Source organism: Tropicimonas sp. TH_r6 (assembly GCF_033101155.1).
Lineage (GTDB): Bacteria > Pseudomonadota > Alphaproteobacteria > Rhodobacterales > Rhodobacteraceae > Tropicimonas.
The window spans coordinates 1-23191 of record NZ_JAWMPX010000007.1 but is presented as its reverse complement, the minus strand read 5'-3'; the positions used below and the strand labels follow the sequence as shown (position 1 = coordinate 23191).

Annotated in this window: 19 protein-coding genes; 5 read left to right on the top strand and 14 right to left on the bottom strand. The window is 65.3% G+C overall.

Going from position 1 to position 23191, the window contains the following annotated elements:
- The first annotated feature begins 118 nt into the window (after nucleotides 1-118).
- Nucleotides 119-2050, top strand: coding sequence for a cation:proton antiporter (locus tag R3X27_RS08885; RefSeq protein ID WP_317708496.1), 1932 nt, complete (start codon nucleotides 119-121; stop codon nucleotides 2048-2050).
- A 368-nt stretch (nucleotides 2051-2418) separates the two neighbouring features.
- Here R3X27_RS08885 and cobT read toward each other — a convergent pair whose 3' ends face one another.
- A complete protein-coding gene (gene cobT, locus R3X27_RS08880) occupies nucleotides 2419-3441 on the bottom strand; it encodes a nicotinate-nucleotide--dimethylbenzimidazole phosphoribosyltransferase (RefSeq protein ID WP_317708495.1) in 1023 nt (340 codons plus the stop codon).
- 97 nt (nucleotides 3442-3538) lie between these two features.
- Here cobT and cobS point away from each other — a divergent pair, with 97 nt between their 5' ends.
- Nucleotides 3539-4279 carry an adenosylcobinamide-GDP ribazoletransferase gene (cobS, locus tag R3X27_RS08875; protein ID WP_317708494.1) on the top strand — a complete coding sequence of 247 codons (741 nt, stop codon included), beginning with the start codon at nucleotides 3539-3541 and terminating at the stop codon, nucleotides 4277-4279.
- A 13-nt stretch (nucleotides 4280-4292) separates the two neighbouring features.
- Here cobS and R3X27_RS08870 read toward each other — a convergent pair whose 3' ends face one another.
- The 6 genes from R3X27_RS08870 to R3X27_RS08845 all read right to left on the bottom strand — a co-directional run bounded on the left by R3X27_RS08870 (nucleotide 4293) and on the right by R3X27_RS08845 (nucleotide 10996).
- Complete coding sequence (locus R3X27_RS08870) at nucleotides 4293-5333, bottom strand: aldo/keto reductase (RefSeq protein WP_317708493.1); 1041 nt, start codon at nucleotides 5331-5333, stop codon at nucleotides 4293-4295.
- Between the two features lie 267 nt (nucleotides 5334-5600).
- Nucleotides 5601-6113, bottom strand: coding sequence for a CarD family transcriptional regulator (locus R3X27_RS08865; RefSeq protein ID WP_317708492.1), 513 nt, complete (start codon nucleotides 6111-6113; stop codon nucleotides 5601-5603).
- Between the two features lie 289 nt (nucleotides 6114-6402).
- Nucleotides 6403-6738: a ferredoxin FdxA gene (gene fdxA / locus R3X27_RS08860; RefSeq protein WP_317708491.1), complete on the bottom strand. Its 336-nt coding sequence runs from the start codon at nucleotides 6736-6738 to the stop codon at nucleotides 6403-6405.
- A gap of 49 nt (nucleotides 6739-6787) precedes the next feature.
- A complete protein-coding gene (locus R3X27_RS08855; RefSeq protein ID WP_317708490.1) occupies nucleotides 6788-7174 on the bottom strand; it encodes an RNA-binding S4 domain-containing protein in 387 nt (128 codons plus the stop codon).
- A 16-nt stretch (nucleotides 7175-7190) separates the two neighbouring features.
- Entirely contained in the window at nucleotides 7191-10247 is a 3057-nt protein-coding gene (locus R3X27_RS08850; protein ID WP_317708489.1) for a helicase-related protein, read from the bottom strand.
- A gap of 188 nt (nucleotides 10248-10435) precedes the next feature.
- Complete coding sequence (locus R3X27_RS08845; RefSeq protein WP_317708488.1) at nucleotides 10436-10996, bottom strand: tetratricopeptide repeat protein; 561 nt, start codon at nucleotides 10994-10996, stop codon at nucleotides 10436-10438.
- Between the two features lie 71 nt (nucleotides 10997-11067).
- Between R3X27_RS08845 and R3X27_RS08840 the strand changes: the two genes are divergently transcribed.
- Together R3X27_RS08840 and R3X27_RS08835 are read left to right on the top strand one after the other, a co-directional pair.
- A complete protein-coding gene (locus R3X27_RS08840; protein WP_317708487.1) occupies nucleotides 11068-11355 on the top strand; it encodes an SCP2 sterol-binding domain-containing protein in 288 nt (95 codons plus the stop codon).
- 12 nt (nucleotides 11356-11367) lie between these two features.
- Nucleotides 11368-12309: an alpha/beta hydrolase gene (locus R3X27_RS08835; RefSeq protein WP_317708486.1), complete on the top strand. Its 942-nt coding sequence runs from the start codon at nucleotides 11368-11370 to the stop codon at nucleotides 12307-12309.
- 38 nt (nucleotides 12310-12347) lie between these two features.
- Here R3X27_RS08835 and R3X27_RS08830 read toward each other — a convergent pair whose 3' ends face one another.
- The 7 genes from R3X27_RS08830 to R3X27_RS08800 form a co-directional block, all read right to left on the bottom strand.
- Nucleotides 12348-12644 carry an AzlD domain-containing protein gene (locus tag R3X27_RS08830; RefSeq protein WP_317708485.1) on the bottom strand — a complete coding sequence of 99 codons (297 nt, stop codon included), beginning with the start codon at nucleotides 12642-12644 and terminating at the stop codon, nucleotides 12348-12350.
- A gap of 3 nt (nucleotides 12645-12647) precedes the next feature.
- A complete protein-coding gene (locus R3X27_RS08825; protein WP_317708484.1) occupies nucleotides 12648-13319 on the bottom strand; it encodes an AzlC family ABC transporter permease in 672 nt (223 codons plus the stop codon).
- Nucleotides 13320-13533: 214 nt separating this feature from the next.
- Complete coding sequence (locus R3X27_RS08820) at nucleotides 13534-16599, bottom strand: valine--tRNA ligase (protein ID WP_317708483.1); 3066 nt, start codon at nucleotides 16597-16599, stop codon at nucleotides 13534-13536.
- Nucleotides 16600-16747: 148 nt separating this feature from the next.
- Nucleotides 16748-17800 carry a lipocalin-like domain-containing protein gene (locus tag R3X27_RS08815; RefSeq protein ID WP_317708482.1) on the bottom strand — a complete coding sequence of 351 codons (1053 nt, stop codon included), beginning with the start codon at nucleotides 17798-17800 and terminating at the stop codon, nucleotides 16748-16750.
- Nucleotides 17790-20189 (bottom strand): ABC transporter permease, encoded by a 2400-nt coding sequence (locus tag R3X27_RS08810; RefSeq protein WP_317708481.1) that lies wholly within the window; start codon nucleotides 20187-20189, stop codon nucleotides 17790-17792. The genes R3X27_RS08815 and R3X27_RS08810 overlap by 11 nt, the downstream gene beginning before the upstream one ends.
- Entirely contained in the window at nucleotides 20186-20842 is a 657-nt protein-coding gene (locus R3X27_RS08805) for an ABC transporter ATP-binding protein (RefSeq protein WP_317708480.1), read from the bottom strand. Before R3X27_RS08805 ends, R3X27_RS08810 begins: the two co-directional genes overlap by 4 nt.
- 148 nt (nucleotides 20843-20990) lie before the next feature.
- Nucleotides 20991-21728 (bottom strand): FCD domain-containing protein, encoded by a 738-nt coding sequence (locus tag R3X27_RS08800; RefSeq protein ID WP_317708479.1) that lies wholly within the window; start codon nucleotides 21726-21728, stop codon nucleotides 20991-20993.
- Between the two features lie 390 nt (nucleotides 21729-22118).
- On the opposite strand from R3X27_RS08800, the gene R3X27_RS08795 reads away from it, so the two are divergent.
- The coding region (locus R3X27_RS08795) for a mandelate racemase/muconate lactonizing enzyme family protein (RefSeq protein WP_317708478.1) at nucleotides 22119-23191 on the top strand (1073 nt) is incomplete at its 3' end.

The window sequence follows — 23191 nt, the reverse complement described above, 5'->3', positions numbered from 1 at the left end:
GACAGGACAAACTGTGGCAGGGCTCGAGTGGGTCCGGCCCCGGCGCCGATACCCGGGGAAGATGATTTGAGACGAACACGCTGCCTGTCCCGACGGGTGCGCGACAAGGGATTGAGGAATGGAAGGCTTTTTCGACGACGCGACGATCCTGCTCGGCGCCGCCGTGATCGGCGTTCCGATTGCAGCGCGGCTGGGCCTGGGCTCGGTGCTCGGCTACCTGCTGGCCGGGATCCTGATCGGCCCGTTGCTGCACCTGGCCGGGATGGAGGCGGAGACCTTGCGCCACTATGCCGAGTTCGGCGTGGTGATGATGCTGTTCCTGATCGGGTTGGAGCTGGAGCCGCGGACGCTCTGGCATATGCGCGACAAGCTGATCGGCATGGGCGGGTTGCAGATCGGGTTGACCACGGCGGCGGTGACGGCGCTTGCCTGGCTGTTGGGCGAAACGCTGGAAATGTCACTGGCCATAGGCCTGATCCTCGCGCTCTCCTCGACCGCCATCGTTCTCCAGACCCTCTCGGAAAAGGGACTGATGAAGACCGGCGGTGGCAAGGCGACCTTCTCCGTGCTGCTGACGCAGGATATCGCCGTGATCCCGATGCTGGCGCTCTTGCCGCTCCTGGCCATGCCGAGACAGCCGGTGCTCGACCCCAGCGGCACTATCCTGCGTCCCGGCGACCCAGCCCTTGAGGCGGCGGCCCATCACGGCTTCTCGCTGATCGAGGGGTTGCCGGGCTGGCAAGCGACGGTCGTCATCATCTCTGTCATCATCGCGGTGGTGCTCGCGGGCATATACCTCTCGCCCCTGCTCTTCCGCTTCGTCCACATGGCGAAACTGCGCGAGATCCACACCGCGACCGCGCTGCTTGTCGTCTTCTCCATCGCCTATCTGATGGTGCTGATCGGTCTCTCGCCCGCGCTCGGCGCTTTTCTCGGCGGCGTCGTGCTGGCGACGTCCGAATTCCGACACGAGCTGGAAGCCAATATCGAGCCCTTCAAGGGGCTGCTGCTGGGCGTCTTCTTCATGTCCGTCGGCGCGGGGATCGATTTCGCCGTCATGTCGAACAATATCGGCACGGTCATCGGACTGACAGCGCTGCTGGTGCTGACCAAGGGGCTGGTGCTGTTGCTGCTGGCCAACATCTTCGACCTGCGCAAACGGGACAAGTGGCTCTTCACGCTGGGCCTCGCCCAGGCTGGCGAGTTCGGCTTCGTGCTGGTCTCCTTCTCGCTGCAGGAGAATGTCCTGCCCGAACGGCTGACGCAGATCCTGCTGCTGGTGATCGCGCTGTCGATGCTGCTCACACCCCTCTTCTTCATCCTCTATGACGCCATCGCGCACCGGCTGGGCGATCACTCGGCAGCCACCGACGTCCACCGCAAGCATGACGAGATCGACGAACAGGCGCCGGTGATCATCGCCGGGATCGGCCGGTTCGGGCAGGTGGTGAACCGAATGGTGGAGATGGCGGGGCTGAAATGTACCGTTCTTGACCATGATCTCGGCGCCATCGAGCTGATGCGCCATTTCGGGTTCAAGGCCTTCTATGGCGACCCGACGCGGCCGGTTCTGCTGCATGCGGCGGGCCTGAAGGAGGCACGGGTGCTGGTCGCGGCGCTGGACGATCCGCATGCGACGACGCGGCTGGTCCGCTATGCCCGTTCGCAACGGCCGGACCTGCATATCGTTGCCCGTGCCGAGGACCGCGTGCATGTCTACCAGCTCTATCAGGCCGGTGCCGATGACATTGTCCGCGAGATGTTCGACAGCTCGCTCCGGGCCGGGCGATACGTGCTGGAGAACATGGATTTCTCCGCATTCGAGGCCAATGAGATGGAGAAGACGTTCTACAAGCATGACCGGATGACCCTGCGCGAGCTGGCCCCGCTCTGGGATCCGACCCGCTCGCTGAAGGATAATCCGGCCTATCTCGAACGCGCCCGAGAGCTGAACAAGGTGCTGGAAACGGCACTGGTGACAGCGCTTGAGGTTCAGGAGCTGGAGAACCGAGATCACGCGGACGACCCACCGCGACCGACTGTGGAGTAGACGAACCGCCCCGCTTTTGGTCGAAGGCAACTGAAGCGCCTGCCGCTTCGTTTCAGGACACGCTTCCGACGTAGCCTGGAGCCGGCTTGAGACATTGGGGATGCGTGCTGACTGGCACGGAATCAAGGCCTCGCCGCCGTGCCAGCGCCTGCCCGACCCTGCGGGCTGGCGCTTTGCCATCGGCGTGCAACGCACTGATCTTCGTCCGATCTTGCTGGGATAAAGTGTAGACCTCAGCCGGGGCAGCGCCATCCCACGGGCAGGCGCTGGCACGGCCTGGGGTGCGCTTCTTTGCGCACCCGGCAAAGGACAGCTCTGTCCGCAAACCAACCGGGCCACACCCTGACGGACGGTCGGCCCGGCGAGCCTTATCCTCCCGAGACGCCGGCCTCGCCGAAGGTGGCCATGCCGGAATGGCAGGCAATCGCGCCCTTGAGCACGCTGATTGCCAGCGCCGCGCCGGAGCCTTCGCCCAGCCGCAGCCCGAGGCTCAGAAGCGGCGCCTTGCCGATCTTCTCCAGCATCATCGAATGCGCGCCTTCTGCCGAGACATGCCCTGCAACCGTGTGATCCAGCGCGCCCGGCGTGACCGACTCGAGTACAGAGGCAGCGGCGGTACAAATGAAGCCGTCGAGAATGACCGGAATCCGGAAATGCCGAGCCGCCAGGATCGCACCCGCCATCGCCGCGATCTCGCGCCCGCCGAGCCGGCGAAGAACCTCCAGAGGGTCGCTCAGCGCCTCGGCATGCAGCGCGAGCCCCGCATCGACCACGGCCCGCTTGCGCGCCAACCCCTCGTCATCGACGCCAGAGCCGCGCCCGACCCAGGTCTCGGCGCCGCCACCATGCAGCCCGGCCGCAATCGCCGCCGCGGAGGCGGTGTTGCCAATGCCCATCTCGCCGGTGACCAGCAGCCCGGCCTCCGGGTTGACCGCGTTCCAGCCTGCCGCCATGGCTGCGACAAGATCGTCCTCGCTCATCGCGGCGGTTTCCGAGAAATCCCCGGTCGGGCGGTCAAGCTCGAGCTCGACCACCGCCATCTCGGCGCCAAACGCCTCGGACAACCGATTGATCGCCGCGCCGCCGGCACGAAAATTGGCCACCATCTGCACCGTGACCTCTGGCGGGAAGGCCGAAACGCCCTTGGCGGCGACGCCATGGTTTCCTGCAAAAACAATGGACTGAGGCCGATCAAGCTGCGGACGCGCATCGCCACGCCAGCCCGCGTACCAGATCGCGAGATCTTCCAACCGCCCGAGCGCCGCCGGCGGCTTGGTCAGCATCCCGTTGCGCTCATTCGCTCCGGCCGTTGCCGCTGCATCCGGCTGCGGAAGGTCCGCAAGCGCGGCGCGAATTCCGTCCATATCGGTAAAGGGTGCTTCCCGTGTCATCTGTCACCTCTGTCTTGTTTCCGGGCTTTTGCGCCCTTAGAGCGAGGAGGACAAGAGCCAGCGGAGAGAATAGAACATGGCCGGGCAGCGACAAATTATGACCCCTCGTGATCTGGCCCTGGCCTGCGCGCTGCTGACCCGGCTGCCCATCCCGGTCGCCACCGAATTCGCCGCCAATCGCGGCGCGAAGGCCGCTTGGGCCTACCCGTTGGCGGGCGCGCTTGTGGCGCTGATCGCGGGTGGGATCGGCTGGGGGGCTCTGGCGCTCGGCCTCTCGCCGATGATCGCGGCGGGGTTGGTGCTTGCCGGGCAGGTCATCATGACCGGGGCGATGCATGAGGACGGGCTGGCCGACTCGGCGGATGGGCTCTGGGGCGGCTGGACGAAGGAGCGTCGGTTGGAGATCATGAAGGACAGCCGGATCGGCAGCTATGGCGTGCTGGCGATGGTCCTGTCGATGGGGCTGCGCTGGAGCGCGATTGCCGCGCTCGGCTCCGCCTTGCTGCCTGCCCTTCTGGCCAGTGCGTTGCTCAGCCGCGCCGCCATCATCTGCCTGATGGCCGGCCTGCCGAATGCGCGCGAGGGTGGGTTGTCCCGCGCAGTCGGCCGGCCCGGAGCGGCCACGGTCACGCTGGGCGTGGTGCTGGCAGTGCTTCTCAGCCTCGCGCTGACCGGCTGGATCGGGCTTGGCCTCGCGCTTGTTGCCGCCGCCGCTGCCCTGATCTGCGCCGCCATCGCCCGCGCAAAGATCGGCGGCCAGACCGGGGACATTCTCGGCGCCGCGCAACAGATCTGCGAGATTGCGATCCTCGCCGTCGCGAGCGTCGCGCTGGTCTGAACCTGCGCGTCTCTTAGCGGCGCTGCTCGTCCAGTTGCCGGGTACGGCCCTCTGTCTGCCGCTCGATCATCCATCCGGGATATTCCGCAGGCAAGGCCGTCACAGCCTCCAGCGCGGCAAGCTCGTCGCCGGAAAGGTCAACCGCCGCGGCGCCAATCGTGTCCACCAGCTGATCTACCCGTTTGGCACCGAGGATGACGCTCGTCACCACCCTCTGGTGGAGCAGCCAGGCAATCGCGATCTGGGGCACGGAACAGCCTTTCTCCGCCGCGATTGTCCGCATCAGATCCACCGCATCATAGGCGCGCGCCTTGTCGATCGGCGGGAAGTCGAAGGCGACGCGACGGCCTTCGGCGGTTTGCCCGTCCCGGTCGAACTTGCCGGTGAGAAACCCGCCGGCCAGCGGGCTCCAGACCATAAGCCCAATCTCTTCCTGCAACAGCATCGGCGCCAACTCGCGCTCGAGATCCCGGCCAGCGAGTGTGTAATAGGCTTGCAAAGAGACGATGGGTGCGAGCCTGCGGGCCTCGGCGATACCGACCGCCTTGACGATCTGCCAGGCCGCCCAGTTGGACACGCCGACGTAACGAACAAGCCCGTCACGCACCAGGCTGTCGAGCGCTTCCAACGTCTCGGTGACGGGTGTTGCGGGGTCGATGCCGTGGAGTTGGTAAAGGTCGATATGGTCGAGCCGCATCCGCGTCAGGCTGGCCTTGACCTGATCGAGGATGTGACCGCGCGAGAGCCCCCGCGCATTCGGCCCCTGCCCCATCTGCCCATGTACCTTGGTCGCGATCACGACATCCTCTCGCGGAACGCCAAGGTTGCGCAACGACTGGCCGAGGATCTGTTCGCTGCGGCCACTCGCATAGACATTCGCGGTGTCGATGAAGTTGATCCCGGCATCAAGGGCCGTGCGCAGGAGCGCGTCGGCCTCGTCCTGTTGGAGCTGGCCGATCTGGCCCCACATGTCATCCGTTCCACCAAAGGTCATGGTGCCGAGGCAGAGTTCGGACACGAAAAGGCCACTCTGGCCAAGTCGACGATAACGCATTGCTCCAATCCTTCCTGAAATCGCCACACACGGAGGCGTTTGATGTCAGCCTCGCAGAAATCGCGTGGCTTCGGGAAATGAAAATAACGAAAAGTCTGGGATGACTCCGGTCGGTCGGCCCGGAGGATGCCGGGAAAGGCGAAGACGCGGGTCAGGCCGGGCTGGAGTCACATGCCGCCAGGTTCTGCAGGGCTCGTTTCGCCGTGCCCGAATAGAAAAAGGGCCGCGTCTTCCGACACGGCCCATTGAATTTTCCGGTTGCCCGGATCAGGCCGCCGCGCGGCTGACCAGAACTTCGTCCACCTGTTTCTGGGCGTCGGTCTCGCCGAGACCGGACACAGCCGCGATCTCGCGCGTCAGCCGCTCCAGCGCTGCCTCGTAAAGCTGGCGCTCCGAATAGCTCTGCTCGCGCTGGTCATCGGTGCGATGCAGGTCGCGGACAACCTCGGCAATGGCGATCAGGTCTCCGGAATTGATCTTCTGTTCGTATTCCTGCGCCCGGCGCGACCACATGGCCCGCTTGACCTTGGCCTTGCCTTTCAGCGTCGTCATCGCCTTGGACACGACATCCGGCGAAGAGAGCGAGCGCATGCCAACGGCGGTGGCCTTGTTGGTCGGCACGCGCAGGGTCATCTTGTCCTTCTCGAAGGAGATCACGAAGAGTTCCAGCGAGAGCCCGGCAACTTCCTGTTCCTCGATGGAGACGATCTTGCCGACCCCATGGGCCGGATACACCACGAACTCATTCGGGCGGAAATCCAGTTTCTTACTTTTAGTCATGTCATCCCCTCGGTTTCGACACTCTCAGAGCCAAAAAAACCCCACCGGAAAAGTGGATTCCGGGGAAGTTTCGGGTCAGGGCTCATGAGATCCACCTCACTGGTGAGTAGCCCCAGCAGGCGGGAGTCAGTCGTCAATATTCATCACCGACAGAATATAGCAGATTTTCTGCCATATTCAAAGCGCCGCGGCGCGGCATCGTCACAACATATTGTTTTTAAATGGAAACGCCAAGAACCGCTGACCTTCGCTCCGCAATCGACAGGACCGCCTGCCGATTCGAATCGTTTCAGCCGCCTTCGCCGGGCTCTTCGGAGAATATATCCATCTTGCCCGGTTTCCCATCCATCTCCTCGGCACTGGGCATCGGGTCTTTCTTGGAGACGATGACCGGCCAGAGTTCGGAATACTTGCGATTGAACTCGACCCATTTTTCCATGTCCGGCTCGGTATCGGGCCGGATCGCATCGGCGGGGCATTCGGGCTCGCAGACGCCACAATCGATGCATTCGTCGGGATGAATCACCAGCGTATTCTCGCCCTCGTAGAAACAGTCCACGGGGCAGACCTCGACACAGTCTGTGTATTTGCAAGCGATGCAATTCTCGGTGACGACATAGGTCATGGGGACCTCCGGAGTGACGTTTCGGTGTGAGTTAGCCGAGCGGGGCGGGCTAATCAAGCGGCTCGCTGCGAGAATTGATGAGTCTGCGGCGTTCTTTTTTTGTCGGCCGCGCCCCGACGCGCGCCAGTGGTGCCTGGCGGGGCTGGTCCTCGGGCGGCGATAGGTCTTCGTAAAGCGCCTGTGCCTCGGGTGCGGGGCCGCGTCGCTCCCCGAGTGCGACCACCCGCACGACGCGGATGGCATTTGCCTGCGGGAAAGTCAGCACATCGCCGGGCCCGATGGTGCGGGCCGGCTTGGAGATCTTGGTGGCGTTGACCCGGATCTTGCCCTCGGAGACCTGTTTCGCGGCGAGGCTGCGCGTCTTGAAAAAACGCGCATGCCACAGCCACTTGTCGATGCGGAGGCTTTGCGGCGACGGGCTTTCGGCGCCGCTCATTCTGACCGCCCCCGGATCACTTCTTCTCCGTCAGCCCCATCAGCGCGGCGGCGAAGGGATTGTCCGGATCGATGGGCTTTTCTTTCCGCGGCGGGCGGGCCTGGTAGGTCTTGCCGCCCTGCGGCTTGCTACCCTTTCCGCCCTTTTGGTCGCGGTCACGACCCCCCTTGCCCTCGGAGCGTTTGCCAGGCTTGCCGCCCTTGCCACGCGGCTTGCCACCCTGGCGCTCGCCCCGTTCGCCGTCTCCCTGCTTGCCGCCCCGCTGCTGATCGCGGTCTCGGCGCGGGCGACCGCCGCCTTGACGACGGGGAGCCCAGGTGAAGGTGTAGAAGGTCTCGAGGTCCGGCTCGGCCTCCGCTGTCGGCTCGACGTCTCCGGCCTCTGCTGGGGCTGCCGCCTCTTCGGACGCTGTCGCGCCCTCCTCGGCGACGGGGGGGGCCTCGGCTTGCGCCTCGGCCGGCGCAGCTTCAGCCACTTCCGACTCCTCTGGCGTGGCGTCCTCCACCACGACAGCCGCGTCTTCAGCGGGGGGGGCTTCGGCAGGTGCTTCAGCCTCGGCGGGCATCTCGGATGCGACCGGATCCGCGGTTTCCTCGGCGATCGGGGCTTCTTCGACTTCCGGGGCGGCCTCTTCGGCGGTTGCCTCCGGCGCGTCGGCGGCGGGTGCCGCCTCCGGCTTCGGCTCCGGGGCAGGCGCCTTGACCTTCACCCGTTCGCCCTTCTCGGCCTTATACCCCAGCCCTTGAAGCAGTTCGGCATATTGCTCCAGCGTCATGCCGGTGATCGACAGCATGTCCGCTGTGGCTTCGAAGCCCCCGCGGCTGTCCTGGTTGCGCAGCTGATCGGCCAGGCGCTCCAGCATGTCGATCCTAATCGCGCGCGAGCCGGCGATGCGGTAGCCGGACATGGCAGCATGTTCCTGCGGCGTCCCCTCGGGCACGGGCACGGTCACCAGCCCGGGCGGCGGCGCTTCGGGGAAGATGTCCAGATCGTTCCAGAGCGACCAGAGGACCAGCCGCAGCCGGGTCGGCGCCGGCTTCAGCAGAAGCGGCATGAAGATGGTGTATTGCCCGAAGCGCACGCCATGCTTGCGCAGCTGGCCGCGCGCATCCTGATCGAGCGCCTTGACCTCGGCGGCGATGCCATCGCGCGGCAAAACGCCAAACCCTTCTAGCATCTGGAACGCGAAACCCCGCGGCAGGCCGGCGAGCGTCTCGTCCCGGCTCATGCCCAGCAGCGGCTCGAAGAGCGTGGCCACCTTGCGGTCGATGAAATGCTGCAGCCGCCGCGTGACCTTCTCGATCACGTCATGGCCGGCATCGTCCTCGACGAAGGCCTGCACGGTCGGCTTGAGCGCGTCGCCGCCCTTGACGAGCTTGCCGACGGCATGCTCGCCCCACATCAGCCCGCCCTGCTCCGTGAAATCGATCTCGGTATCGGGGGCGTTGTAGAAGCGGTCAGCGCGCAGATGGAATTCCGGGCGCAGGGCGGTCATCGCCGCTTGGTGCAGCATCTTCGCCTCTTCCGGCGTCTGCGATGCATCCTGGGAGAAGCGGAACCCCTCCAGACGGCCCACGAATTGCTCCGCAACCATCACTTCGCCCTTGTCGTTCACCTCGGCCACAAGGCTCTCCTTCTGCTTCAACCGCCGCAGCAACACGCTGGTGCGCCGGTCAACAAATCTTTGAGTCAAAGCTCCGTGAAGAGCATCTGACAGGCGGTCTTCTACAGCGCGCGTTTCGCCGCGCCAATGCATTTCGTCATCCAACCAGCCAGAACGTTGCGCGATATAGGTCCATGTGCGGATATATGCCAATCTCTTGGACAAGGCGTCGATATCGCCGTCGCTCCGGTCGATGCGTTTGACCTGCCGCGCCATCCAGTCATCGGGCACCCGTCCGGTCTCTTGCAGGAAGCCGAAAATGCGGGTCAGGAGGCTGGCGTGTTCGGCATGGCTGATGCCACGGAAATCGGGGATTCGGCAGACATCCCAGAGCAGCCGGACCGCGCGCGGGTTGCGCAGCCGCGTGAGCACCTCGTCCTCGGCGGCGAGGCTGCGCAGCGCCAGCAGGTCGTCGGAATCGCGAGTGCGGGTGAGCAATTCGTCATCGGTCCGCTCCTCCAGAGAGGCGATCAGACGGTCCACCGTGCCGAATTCGAGATCCGAATTGCGCCATTGCAGCTTCCGGATCGGCGCGAAGCGGTGATTCATGATCGCCTCGGCCACCTCCTCGTCGAGCGGCGGGGCCTCGCCGGTCACGCCGAACGTGCCATGGGTCTTGTAGCGCCCGGCCCGGCCGGCGATCTGGCCCAGCTCGTTGGGTTGCAGGTCGCGCATGCGCCGGCCGTCGAATTTCCGCAGCCCGGACAGCGCGACATGGGTGATGTCGAGATTGAGCCCCATGCCGATGGCGTCGGTGGCGACGAGGTAATCGACCTCGCCAGACTGGTAAAGCTCGACCTGCGCGTTGCGCGTCCGGGGCGAGAGCGCGCCCATGACCACCGCCGCCCCGCCCTTCTGGCGGCGCAGCAGCTCGGCGATGGCATAGACGTTCTCGACCGAGAAACCGACGATGGCCGAACGCGGCGGCATGCGGGAAATCTTCTTGCTGCCGGCATAGGTCAGCTCGGAAAACCGCTCCCGGCGCAGGAAATGCGTCTTCGGGACGAGGGCTGCGATCGTACCGCGCATCGAATCAGACCCGAGGAACATGGTCTCGTGCAGCCCGCGCGCATGCAACAGCCGGTCGGTGAAGACATGGCCGCGCTCGGGATCGGCGCAGAGCTGGATCTCGTCGACGCCAAGGAAATCGGCGCCAAGATCGGTGGGCATCGCCTCGACAGTGCAGATCCAGTATTTCGCCCGCTCCGGCACGATCCGTTCTTCGCCGGTCAGCAGCGCCACGACGGAGGGGCCGCGCAGCTTGACGATGCGATCATAGACCTCGCGGGCCAGCAGCCGCAGCGGCAGGCCGAAGACTCCGGTGCGATGCGCCAGCATACGCTCGATGGCGTAGTGCGTCTTGCCTGTGTTGGTGGGGCCCAGAACCGCTGTGACGGTGGTCTCTCGCATGTTTCGGGGTCTTTTTGCTGCTGGTTTCGGGAGAATGTCAGGTCAGGTTGGCGGCACGCGCCTTGCGGCGTCCTGGCCCGGGCGATCCGCCAGGGTCGGGCACGTCCCGCCTTGCTTCGATCTGTCCTTGAATCGGCTCCGGGGCTCCGAATTCCGCATCACACACCCCTTTTTCATGGCAAGGGCGATTACAGATGCTCGCCCTCGACCGTCATTGCAAGCCGTTCTATTGCTTCGTGTAGTTCAGGGCGGTGCGGATGTATAGCCTCGACCGCGCGCCAGGCCTCCAGCGCCTCTTCCTCGTAGCCAAGCTCCTCGAAGATCACCGCCAACCCCGTCATCGCGCCGAAATGCTCCGGATTGAGCAACAGGGTCCTGCGGATATCCTCCAGCGACAACCCATATTCTCCCATCTGGAAGAAAACCGTCGCGCGCGCGTTCCAGCCTTCGGCGAAATCCGGCGCGTGATCGGTCAGCGCGGTCAGGTGCTCGACCGCCGCCTCAACGTCCCCCGATTCGAACGCGTCGTTACCACGCCGGAGCAGAAGATCCATGGCAGGAGATCCCGACTTGGCCCATTCCAGCAGAATGCTATCTTCTATCTGGCGCCAACCAGGCTGTTCGGGCTTGGCCAGCTCATCCATAAGGCGGTCCAGCTCGTTTTCCTGCGCGAAAACCGGCAGGGCAAAGGTCATCGCGGCGAGAAATGCCGTAACGGACCTGTTGAGAGAAGATGTCTTGATACCCATAACGGGTCGAAGTCTAACGAGATCGCCGGAAAAGCCAACAAGCCGGCCATCACAACCTGCGGAGGAAGACCATGAGTGATCTTATCGAGAAGGCTGTTGCCGCCCTGTCCGAGCGTCTTGACGGCGATCTGGCCGGCTCGGCCAAGTTCGTGCTGGGCGAGGAAGGCAGCATCATGATCGACGGTTCCGGCGTGCGCGCGGGCGACGAAGACGCCGACGTGACCCTGTCCGCCGCCCCGGAGGTCTTCGAGCAGATCCTCTCCGGCGAGATGAACCCGACCGGCGCCTTCATGTCCGGACAGCTGACCGTCGATGGCGATATGGGCATCGCCATGCAGCTTGCCAACGTGCTGTCCTGAGTCGCCCCCGGAATGGAGCCCGCTCCCTTCTTTGCTAACATTGCCGACGCGCCCCGGGGCGCGTCGGCCTTCTGGCGCGTGGCGTCGGACGGCGTGCGGCTGCGCATTGCAGAGCTGGCGCCGCCCCCCGACGGAGCGAAGGGAACGGTGCTGCTCTTTTCCGGCCGTACAGAATATGTCGAGAAATACGGCCCTGCGGCCGCAGCGCTGCAGGCGCGCGGCTTCGCCTGCCTCAGCCTCGACTGGCGCGGACAGGGTCTCTCGGACCGTCCGCTTGACGACCCGGCGACCGGCCATGTGCTGGAGTTTTGCGAATACCAGCGCGACGTCGCCGCCCTGCTCGCGGTCGCCGAAGAACGCGCCCTGCCCCGCCCGTATTACCTGATCGCGCATTCCATGGGCGGCGGGATCGGGCTCCGGGCGCTGCATGACGGCCTGCCGGTCAAGGCCGTGGCCTTCTCTGGCCCGATGTGGGGCATCGCCCTGCCGGCCATCTACCGCCCGATCGCGCGTCTGCTGGCCGCGCTCAGCCATTCCACCGGGTTCGGGCATAACTACGCCCCCTCGACCAAGCCCGTCACCTATGTTCTCGAAGCGCCATTCGAGGACAACACCCTGACCACTGATCCGGGCATGTTCGACTGGATGCGGCGGCAACTGATCGCCCATCCCGAGCTCGCCCTCGGCGGCCCCTCGATGACCTGGCTCAACGCGGCCTTCCGCGAGATGCGCCAGCTGCGCACCCTGCCCGCCCCCGCACTGCCCTGCCTGACCTGGGTCGGAACCAACGAACGGATCGTCGAGATGGACGCAATCCGGCAGATGATGGCGGAGTGGCCCGGTGGAACGCTCAAGGAGATCCCCGGCGGCGAACATGAGGTGATGATGGAATCGGCCGAGATCCGCGACGCCTTCTTCGACGCCGCAGCCGGGCTTTTCGCGCACTCAACCTGACGCCGGCTCAGCCCCATGAGGCCCGACTGCCCTGCGCATCACGCCAGGAAATAGCTCAGACCGGCAAAGCTCGCGACGCCGACGATCATCGTGGCAATGACATCGCGCGTGACCCATGCCGTGGCGAAAGCACAGGTGGCCGCGAGCCAGCCGAAGGCCGGCAGATCCGCCAGCGAGGCCCCAACCAGTGATACGATGATGGCGCCGGGCAGGTCGTCAAGCAGCGGCGCGAACCGGGAGCGACGGATCGCGGACCCCGCCAGCAGGCCAGCAATGCGGATCAGTGCCGCTGCGAGGGCGAGAATGGCAATCAGGATCCAGTGGGAGTGCGACATGGCTCAGCTCCGGATCCGGCGTTGCAACGCCGACAGGGTGACGCCGACCACCGCGCCAAAGACGATGGCATAGGCCTTTGCCATGCCAGCCAGCACCAACGCCACCGTCAGGGCAAAGCTGCCGATCCAGGGCAACAGATCGCCACGGCCGCGGAACATGCCGCGCGCCATCGCGATGAATGCGGCCGTGAAGGCAAAGCCGAGGCCAAAGCGTTCCAGGTCCGGCAAGGCACTGCCAACCAGCGCGCCGAGCGTGGTGAATACGGTCCAGGTCGTGATGGATACGAGTCCGGAGCCAATCAGGAAGGCGGCGCCGATCGTCTTGTCCCGGGCGTTTTCCGACATGGTCAGCGCCCAGTTCTCGTCGCCGGTGATGTGGATTGCCAACAGGCGAATCGGCAGCGGCGCGTGCCGCAGGATCTCGGTCAGCGATGCGACGATGCCGATATAGCGCAGGTTGAGCAACGCCCCGGCCAGCGCCGCGCCAACCAAAGCCCCGCCGCCGGAAAACTGCTCCACGGCAACGATCTGGGAGGAGCCCGCATGGACGGAGGCACTCATCATGGCAACGCCCCAGAACGGAAACCCGACCTGGGCGGCGAGGATGCCAAAGGCGAAGCCGTAGATGGCGACGCCAAGGGCAAGTGGCAGGAAAGAGAGCGCACCTTGTTTCATGGAGATTGGCCGTAGTGCATTTCAGCGCACAGGTGAATACGCCTTGATGCTGTCTGGCGGGGCGACCTTCGCTGAAGACTGCACATCTCGGGAAGCAAATTGCCTCTGCGCCCCCTGTCCCGGCCAAACCCGATCCGGCCCGAATGCCCCCGAAATGAAAAACGCCGCCGCAATCACTGCGACGGCGTTTGCCGGTCATCTGGTCTGCTGCGTTTCAGCCAATCTCGGCCAGCCGCGCCAACGCCTCTTTCAGGCGATCCTGCTCTGAGGTCCGGGTCGCGAGGTTTTCGCGCAGCTCGGCCACCACATCCGCCGGGGCGGAGGCGGCGAATTTCGGGTTGTCCAGCCGTTTGGCCATCCCGCCGATCTCCTTGTCGAGCTTGGCAACGCTTTTCTCCAGCCGCGCCTTCTCCTCGGCCACGTCGATGATATCGGCCACCGGCAGCCCGAAGGTCGCGCCGGGGACAGGCACCGTGATGCAGCCCTTGGGCATCTCGTCGAAGCCTTGAAGCGAGTCGATGCGGGCGATGCGCTTGATCAGCGTCTCGTTATTCTCCCAGGCGGCCTGCGCGGCCGTGTCGAGCCCGGTATGGACCATCGGCACCTTGAGGCCCGCCGGAACGCGGACCTGCGCGCGCGACGAACGCACGCCGTCGATCAGCGTGATCACCCAGTTCATCTCCGCATCGGCTGTCGGATCGACCAGATCTGCCGCCGTGTATTCCGGCCAGTCGCCATGGGCGAGCAGCCCGTCATGGCCGAGAACCTGCCAGAGCTCTTCAGTGATGAACGGCATGATCGGGTGAAGCATGGTGAAGGCCTGCTCCAGCACCCACCGCATGGTCGAGCGGGTCTCGGCCGCGAGCGCCGTGTCCTCGCCCTGCAGGAGCGGTTTGGCGAACTCGACATACCAGTCGCAGACCCTGCCCCAGGTGAAGGCGTAGAGTGCGTTGGCGGCGTCGTTGAAGAGATAGGCGTCAAGTGCGCGATCGACCTCTTCGCGCACCTTGGCCGTCTCGCCGATGATCCAGCGGTTGACGGTGGCCGAGGGCTTCGAGGCGGGGTCGATGGATTTCACATCGGCCTCGAAGACACCGTTCATCTCGGCAAAGCGCGCCGCGTTCCAGATCTTGGTGCCGAAATTGCGATAGCCGGCGATGCGCTGCATATCGAGCTTCAGCACGCCGCCGAGGCTCGCCATGGCAGCATTGGTGAAGCGGAGCGCGTCGGCGCCGTATTCGTCAATGATTTCCAGCGGATCGACCACATTTCCGGTCGATTTGGACATCTTCTTGCCCTTGGCGTCGCGGACGAGGCCGTGGAGATAGACCGTGTGGAAGGGGATATCGTCGACGACGGCGAGCTGCATCATCATCATCCGGGCGACCCAGAAGAAGAGGATGTCCTGCCCGGTGACGAGAACGTCGGTCGGGAAGTATTTCTCCAGCTCGTCGGTCTTTTCCGGCCAGCCCAGCGTGCCGATGGGCCAGAGGCCGGAGGAGAACCACGTGTCGAGCACGTCCGGATCGCGGTAATAGGGGATTGCGGAGGGCTCCTGCGGCGAGCGGATGCGCCCTTCGGTGCGGGTGCGACCGACGGCAGCGCGGATCATCTGCGCGGCCTCGGCGGGCTCCGTCACCAGACGGAAATCGCTATGGCCGTAATACTCGGTCATCTGGGCGATGACCTCTTCCTGCGTCGCCGCACAGAAGGGCTTCCACTCGGCTTCCGGCTCGTCGCCACCGTGATCGAACAGGGCGGGCGCATACCAGACCGGGACCTGATGGCCCCACCAGAGCTGGCGCGAGATGCACCAGGGCTCGATGTTTTCCAGCCAGTGATAATAGGTCTTCTCACCGCTTTCGGGCAGGATCCTGACCCGGCCGTCGCGGACAGCGTCCAGCGCCGGGCCGACGATTTTCTCGGCATCGACGAACCACTGGTCGGTCAGCATCGGCTCGATGACGACCTTGGAGCGGTCGCCAAAGGGCTGCATGATCTTCTTGTTCTCGACCAGCGGGGCGTATTCCTCGATGCTCTCGGGATCTTCCGGATCGGCGTCCTTGACGCGATGCATCACCGCCAGCCCCTCTTCGGTGATCTGGGCAACGACCTTCTTGCGGGCGTCGAAGCGGTCGAGGCCGCGCAGATCGTCCGGGACAAGGTTCAGCGTGTCGACTTCAGAGCCGGTGAAGTCATCGCCCTCGGCGATTTCCATGGCCCGGACGGCCGCGTCGGCGTAAGGCGCGCCGTCGTCGCGCATCGTGCCGCGCGTGTCCATCAGGCGATACATCGGGATGCCGCCGCGCTTGGCGACGCCATAGTCGTTGAAGTCATGCGCGCCGGTGATCTTGACCGCGCCGGAGCCGAAATCGGGATCCGGGTACTCGTCGGTGATGATCGGGATCAGGCGGCGATGCTCCTTCGGGCCGACCGGGATTTCGCAGAGTTTTCCGACGATTGGCGCGTAACGTTCATCCGATGGGTGAACCGCGACCGCGCCGTCGCCGAGCATGGTCTCGGGACGTGTCGTGGCGATGGAAATATAATCGCGCTCTTCTTGCAGCGTGACGTTCCCGTCCTCGTCCTTCTCGATATAGGTATAGGTGGCACCGCCCGCGAGCGGGTATTTGAAATGCCACATATGGCCGTCGACTTCGATATTCTCGACTTCGAGATCGGAGATGGCGGTTTCGAATTGCGGGTCCCAGTTCACGAGGCGCTTGCCGCGATAGATCAGGCCCTTTTCGAACATGTCGACGAAGACCTTGATGACGGCCTCGTGGAAATCGGGCGAGTTTTCATGCCCGGTGCGCGGATCATTTGGAGCGCCAGCCATGGTGAAGGCGTTGCGGTCCCAGTCGCAGGACGCGCCGAGGCGCTTGAGCTGTTCGATGATCGTGCCGCCGGACTTGCCCTTCCATTCCCAGACCTTGTCGAGGAAGGCATCCCGGCCGAGATCGCGGCGGGAGGGCTGCTGGCTTTCGGCAAGCTGGCGCTCGACAACCATTTGCGTGGCGATGCCAGCGTGGTCCTGCCCGGGCTGCCAGAGCGTGTCGAAGCCGCGCATGCGGTGCCAGCGGATCAGGATGTCCTGCAGCGTGTTGTTGAAGGCATGACCCATATGCAGGACGCCCGTCACATTGGGCGGCGGGATCATGATGGAGAAGGTCTCCTTGCGGCTGGCATTGGCACCGGCCTTGAAGGCGCCGGCCTGGTCCCAGGCGGCGGAGATGCGGGATTCGGCCTCTTGGGCGTCGAAATTCTTTTCCATCGGCATGATATCAGTCCTCGAACGGGTCGAGGGCCGGTTTAGCCCCTGCGCGCGGGAAGGGGAAGAGCGGGAAGGGCTATTAGAAAGCGCGCCTTGCGGCGCATTCCTCTTGCGCGCGTTCCGCGTTGGAGAGGTCGGAGGTCTTTGGCGTGCGTCACTCCGGCTCCGGATAGCCGGTCATCTCGAGATAGCCGCGGCCGGCATGGCTTCCGCTTATGCGCACGGGGCCTTCCCAATATGGGAAGGAGAGCGGCATCCATGCCTGAGGGTTGATGGCATCGATTTGGACCGTAAGGTTTTGTGCCGGAAGAGTTATCTGCCAGCTTGTTGGCGGCTCCGTGTCGGAGGTCGGGGTCATGGTGAGGGCCCCGTCCGGATAGGGCGTGGGCGTGCCGTCGGGGGCGATCCATGTGGCCGAGGTGAAGGGAGCCCCCGCACGGTCGCGCAGCCGAAAGCCCATGAGCTTGGCGCCGGTGTCGAGATGCAGTGAGATCCAGTCCCAGCCATCCTGCGTTTCCGAGAGTGGTTGGGAAGAGTATTCGCGGTCGAGCCAGCCCTGGCCGGTGACGGACACGTCCCGATTGGCCAGGCTCAGGGTCCCGGCGATCTCGTAGAAAGGCTGGGAATAGTAATGGCTGGCCTGGCCTTCGGGAGATTTGACCGAGTAGCCCTCGACACCTTGCGGGACGAGCGGGCCCTTGGCGTCCAGCGAAAGGCTGTAGGCAAAGCCGTCTCCGTTGGCGCTGAGGGTGAGGGCGTCGAGTTGGTCGCCGGTCTTGGCCGTGGAGGCCATGCGCCACTCGTCGATCCAGGCTTCGAAGGGTTGGGCCGTTGCGCCGGCCTGGCCTGTGCCGCCGCGAGCGAGGCGTTCGGCGGCATAGTGGTCGGTGGGCGTGGTCAGGCCAGCATTTCCGAGCCAGATCTGCGGTGAGGCCCAGCCTTTCGCCTCGTTTGGTGCGAGGGCAGAGCGGAAAAGGGTCCACTGGATGCCATAGTCGGTACCGTCCGCGTCGGTCAGATTGGCGGTCAGGTACCACCATTCGATGCGGTAATCCGGGTGGGGACCGTGATCTTCGGGGAAGCTGAAACGGGTCTCGGGCGCGGGAATAGCGAAACCGTCCGCCTGCGTGCCGAGACCGGCATAGCCCTGGGCGACGGCGGGGCCCGCGGCGAGGGTGGCGAGGAGCGCGAGGCATCTAGCGTTCATCGGCGAAGACCTTGAGGAACTGCGACGGTTCGGTGCGCGCAAGGCGACGCACCGGGAGGATGGAGGCGACGAGGGCGGCGAGCAGCGCCAATACGAAGAGAAGGAGCCATTGGCGCGGGAAGAGAAACATCGGCAGCCGCCAGCCGAAAGCCTCGACATTGACCACCGCCAGCAGGCACCAGGCCAGCGCCAACCCGACCGGGAGCGCGACGGCGAAGGTCAGCGCGGCCAGCGCCAGCGAGCGCAGGATCTCCAGCCGGGCGAGGCGGCGACGGGTCAGGCCGAGCGCCCAGAGCGGGGCGAGCTGCGGCAGGCGCATGGTGGAGAGGGTCAGCAGCGCCGTCAGGATGGCGAAGCCGGCGACCGAGAGTGTCAGCACGTTGAGCGCGGCGGTGACGGTGAAGGTGCGGTCGAAGATCTGCAGCGAGGTCGCCTTGAGGGTTTCGTTGTTGATCAGATTGGCGCGCGGCAGGCCGAATTCGTCATGGAGCGCGGCGGTCAGGCCGGGAACGTCATCGGTCAGCAACCCGTGGCGCAGGCGCGGCACCTCCGGGTGATATTGCAGCATCAGAGGCAGGGCGATCATGGCCTGTCCGTTGGGGTTGCCGTAATCGGAGTAGATCCCGGCCAGCGGCAGGACCCAGCCGGGGCCGAGCGTGACCGGATCGCCGGGGGAGAGACCATTGCGCCGGGCGAGTTGCTCGTTGGCCAGCACGCCCTCGCTGGCGAAGAGCATGTCCCAGGCGTCCGGCGCGGCGTCGAGCAGGGGCCAGTGGCTGCGATAGACCGGGCTGTCGGAGATACCGAATAGCTCGCCCGGGGCGTCATGCAGCGGCAGGTCCACCTTCCAGATCGGCAGGAACTCGGCGCGGCCCTGCAACCAGTCTCGCAGGCGGGCGGCCTCGGCCTCGGAAGGGGCCGTCACGTAGAGCTGCGAGACGAGGCGCTGGTCGAGCCAGCCGGTGAAGGTCAGCCGGAAGGAGGAGACCATGGTCGAGACGCCGATATTGGTCGCCAGCGCCAGCAGAAGTGCCATCAGGGCGAGGCTGAGACCGGGAAGCTGCTGGCGCGTGTCGGCCCAGAACCATTGTGCTTGCGGGCCACGGGCGCGAGACGCGCCGAGCGAGAGCGCGGCAGAGAGCAGGAACGGCAGGACGAGCGCGGAGCCCAGCAGCAGCCCCCCGAGCAGCGCAAATCCGGCGAGCAACCCGTCGGCGATCAGCGGCGCGGCCGCGCCCGCGAGCAGGAGTGCTGCGCCCGCCGCCGCTTGTCGGCGCAGCGCGCGGGCGGAAACGGTGCTCCAGGCGCGGGGCTGGGCGGCTGCCAGCAGCGGCATGCGGCGGATCTTGTCGAGCCCATGGGCAGCGGCGACAAGCGCGCCGGCCAGCGCGATGCCTAGGCCGGACAGCGCCCAGGCAGGGTCGAAGGCGAGCGTGCCGGGCAGCGAGGCTCCGTAGAGCCCGCGCAGGGTCGCGGCGACATCAGGCAACAGCGCGCCGGCAATCAGGTATCCGAGCGCGATTCCGACGAGGCCCGCGACAAGCGCCAGAAGCAGCAGCTCGGCCAGCAGCAACGACAACAGCACGCCCAGCGGCAGTCCGAGGGCACGCAGGGTGCGGAAGATCGGGCGGCGTTGCTCGAAGGCCAACCCGATCGTACCATGAACGATGAAAAGCCCGACCGCGAAGCTCAGCAGGCCGAAGGCGGTCAGGTTGAGGTGAAAACTGTCGGTGAGCCGGGCGAGATCGCCCTGATCCTGAGGCGCGGCCCGACGCAGCGCGGGCGCGATCTCCGTGGGCAGGCCCGCAGGCGCGCCGGGAAGCAACAGGAGCCGGTCGATACCGCCATCGGCTTCCAGCAGCCGGTCGGCAACCGCAATATCGGTGACAAGCTGGCCGGGCGGCAGGGATGGGTCGGCCATGAGGCGCGGCAGGCCGGGCGTGTCCTTGAGGACGGCGACGGTCTCGGGGGCAGCAAAGCCAAGGCCGGGCGGCAGGAACAGCTCGGCCGGTGTCAGCCCGGATTCAGCGCCGAGTCCGGCGGGCAGGCTCGCGACCGGGGCGGAGATCGGCTCGATTCCAAGGATGCGCAGGCGTTGATCGGTGACGACCAGACGTCCTTCGAGCACTGGAGAGACCGGCCAGCCAGCGCGACGCAGATCGGCGAATGTGGCAAGCGGCATCCGTCCGGCGGGATCGGAGAGGGTCTCATAGGCGCCGAGGCCGAGCGTTCCGGCGGCGGCATCATAGGACCGGCGCGCCTCGGCATTGATGGCCTGCACCGCCGACCAGAGCGCAGTGGCGAGCGCGAGCCCCGCCAGCAGCGTGAAGAGCTGCATCGGCTGTCTGCGCCAATGCGACAGCAGCGCAGACAGCGCGGCGCGCCTCATGCGATGCGGCCCTGGGAGAGGTGGAGCCGCCGCGACAGGCGTGCGGCGATCCGGGTCGAATGGGTGACCATGAGCAGGCCCGCGCCGGTCTCGGCGACCAGTTCGAGGATCATGTCGAGCACAGTGTCGGCGGTGGCTTCGTCGAGATTGCCGGTGGGTTCGTCGGCGAGCAGGAGGTCGGGGCGCGGCGCGAGCGCGCGGCCAATGGCAACGCGCTGCTGCTGCCCGCCGGAGAGCTGTTCGGGGAAACGGTCGAGCAGCGGCGTGAGACCGAGGCGCTCGGCAAGCGCGGCGCACCAGTCGGGATCGTGGCGACCGGCCAGGCGGGCCTGAAAGGCGAGATTGGCGGCGAGATCGAGCGACGGGATGAGATTGAATTGCTGGAAGACCAGACCGATCCGCTCGCGCCGGATCGCCGCGCGCCCCGCATCGTCAAGCGCGGTGACCTCTGTCTGCGCAAGATGAATGGAGCCGCTGTCAGGTGCGTCGAGGGCGGCGAGCAGGTGCAGCAGCGTGGACTTCCCGGAGCCGGATTCGCCGGTCAGGGCCAATGTCTGGCCGGGGTCCAGCGTCAGCGAGACACCGGCGAGAACCGGAAGAACCCCGTCACCGGTCTTGTAGGTCTTGTGAAGGTCGCGCGCTTGGACGAGCATGGCGTGGGGCTCCGGGTTCTTTGAGCAGAGACCTAGCTCGCACTCGGGGCAAGGGAAAGGGCCAGCCTCCGCAGGGTGTAATCCGGACGGGTTGCGAGGGATGCCAGACATCTTCTGCGCGACGGAAGACGACGCGGACCCGCGGACCCTACCCTTCGAGACCGAAGCTGTCGCGCACGAAGCTCCAGGCCGTGTTCAGGTGAGACGCCAGCGCCGCCTCCGCAGCATCCGGGTCGCGCTCGAGAATCGCCGAGTAGATCGCCTCGTGGCTGGCATAGTTGGTCTCATTGCGCTCTTGCGAGCGGGCCATGCGTCCCCAATGCGGCGAGAGCCAGGACGCATAGGCCGCGTGCAGGGTCGGAAAGATCGGGTTGCGCGGGATATTGTAGAGCACACCGTGGAAGTCGATATCGGTGCTGAAAAAGCTCTCCGAATCCGGAATTGCCGCCTTGTTGGCGGCGAGCGCATCCTTGAGCGCGGCGATGTCGTCGCGCCCGGCCGAGGTGGCGGCATCGCGCACCAGTCCACGCTCGACAAAGACCCGGCTCTGGAACAACGCGGAGACACCGCCGGGCTGTTCCAGCATCAGCTCCACGACCGAGCCGACCGAATTGAGCGCGGTATCGAAGCCGGGCTTGCGCACGATTGGCCGGTAGCGTGGCCGGGCCTCCAGAAAGCCCCGGCTGGCCAGGGTCGCGACCGCCTCGCGGATCACCGTCCGACTGGCGGAGAACTGTTCCATGAGGTCGCGTTCGGAGGAAAGCGGCGAGTTATGGGCAAGCTCTCCGGACAGGATCCGCTGCTGGATCTGCTCCACGATCGCGTCCGAGGCGCGTCCCTCGGACGGAACGGTTTCCTTGCCCCGCATGCGACTCGTCTCTGCCACGCCATTCTTCCCTTTGGTACGATGATATTGGAACTGTTATCCCTGCACGCCCGGGACATCAACCGATACAGGCCAAATTGGCGATGACGGCTGCCTTTCGCGAATAGTCTTGACGCAGATAGTCCTGTCCGCGTATTGCTTGAGGCAAGTTTGGTATGACCATATTTGCACATCATACGCCCTCGCCCCAGCCCACCCAATGCCCCGTTCAGGGGCGGTGGACTGAGGCGGATGCGGTGTTTTGGAGGCTTGTCTTCGATGTGAGCAGCCCCGAGAACGGAGGCTGCGTGATCGCTTGTTCGCAGACGGTCATTCGGGGTCACGATTTTTCACCGCCATCCGGATGCATTCGCGCATGAACGGGTCGGCAGAACAACAAGGAGCCTGACAGTGGCCCGGATCACCTCCCTCTCTGCGCGCCGTTTCGCCGTGCCGCTGGATGAAGTGCTGACCGATGCCAAGCACGGCGACCATTCCCATTTCGAACTGATCACCGTCACCATCGGCATGGAAGACGGCTCCGAAGGCACCGGTTACACCTATACTGGCGGCAAAGGCGGTTGGTCGATCCTCGCCATGATCGAGCATGACCTGAAGCCCTTCCTGCTCGGCAAGGATGGCGCCGAGATCGAGGCGCTCTACGAGGCGATGCAATGGCATGTCCATTACGTCGCGCGCGGCGGCATCGCCTCCTTCGCGATCTCGGCGGTCGATATCGCGCTCTGGGACGCGCGCGGCATTCGGGCGGACAAGCCGCTCTGGCAGATGGCCGGCGGCGCCTCGAACCGCTGCAACTGCTATTTCGGTGGCATTGACCTGAACTTCCCGCTGCCGAAACTACTGGACTCGATCCGGGGCTATCTCGCGAAGGGTGCGAACGGGGTGAAGATCAAGATTGGTCAGCCCAGACTCGCCGATGACGTGGAACGCATCGCCGCAGTGCGCAATCTGATCGGACCAGATATCAGCTTCATGGTCGACGCAAACTACGCGATGAGCGTCGAGCAGGCCATCGAGGCAGCGCATGCGTTCAAACCCTATGATCTTCTCTGGTTCGAGGAGCCGACCATTCCCGACGATTACAAGGGCTTTGCCCGGATCGCCGAGCAAACCGGCATGCCGCTGGCCATGGGCGAGAACCTGCACACGATCCACGAGTTCGAATATGCCTTCGACCAGGCCCGCCTCTCCTTCGTGCAGCCAGACGCCTCCAATTGTGGCGGCATCACCGGCTGGCTGCAGGTGGCGGAGCTGTCGCGCAAACATGGCGTGCCCGTCTGTTCGCATGGCATGCAGGAACTACATATTTCGCTGGTCTCGGCACAGCCCAATGCGGGCTGGGTCGAGCTGCATTCTTTCCCGATCGACCGCTACACAACGCGCCCTGTCGTGCTGGAGGACGCCCTCGGCGTTGCCCCCGACACGCCCGGCACCGGCGTAACCTTCGATTGGGACAAACTGGA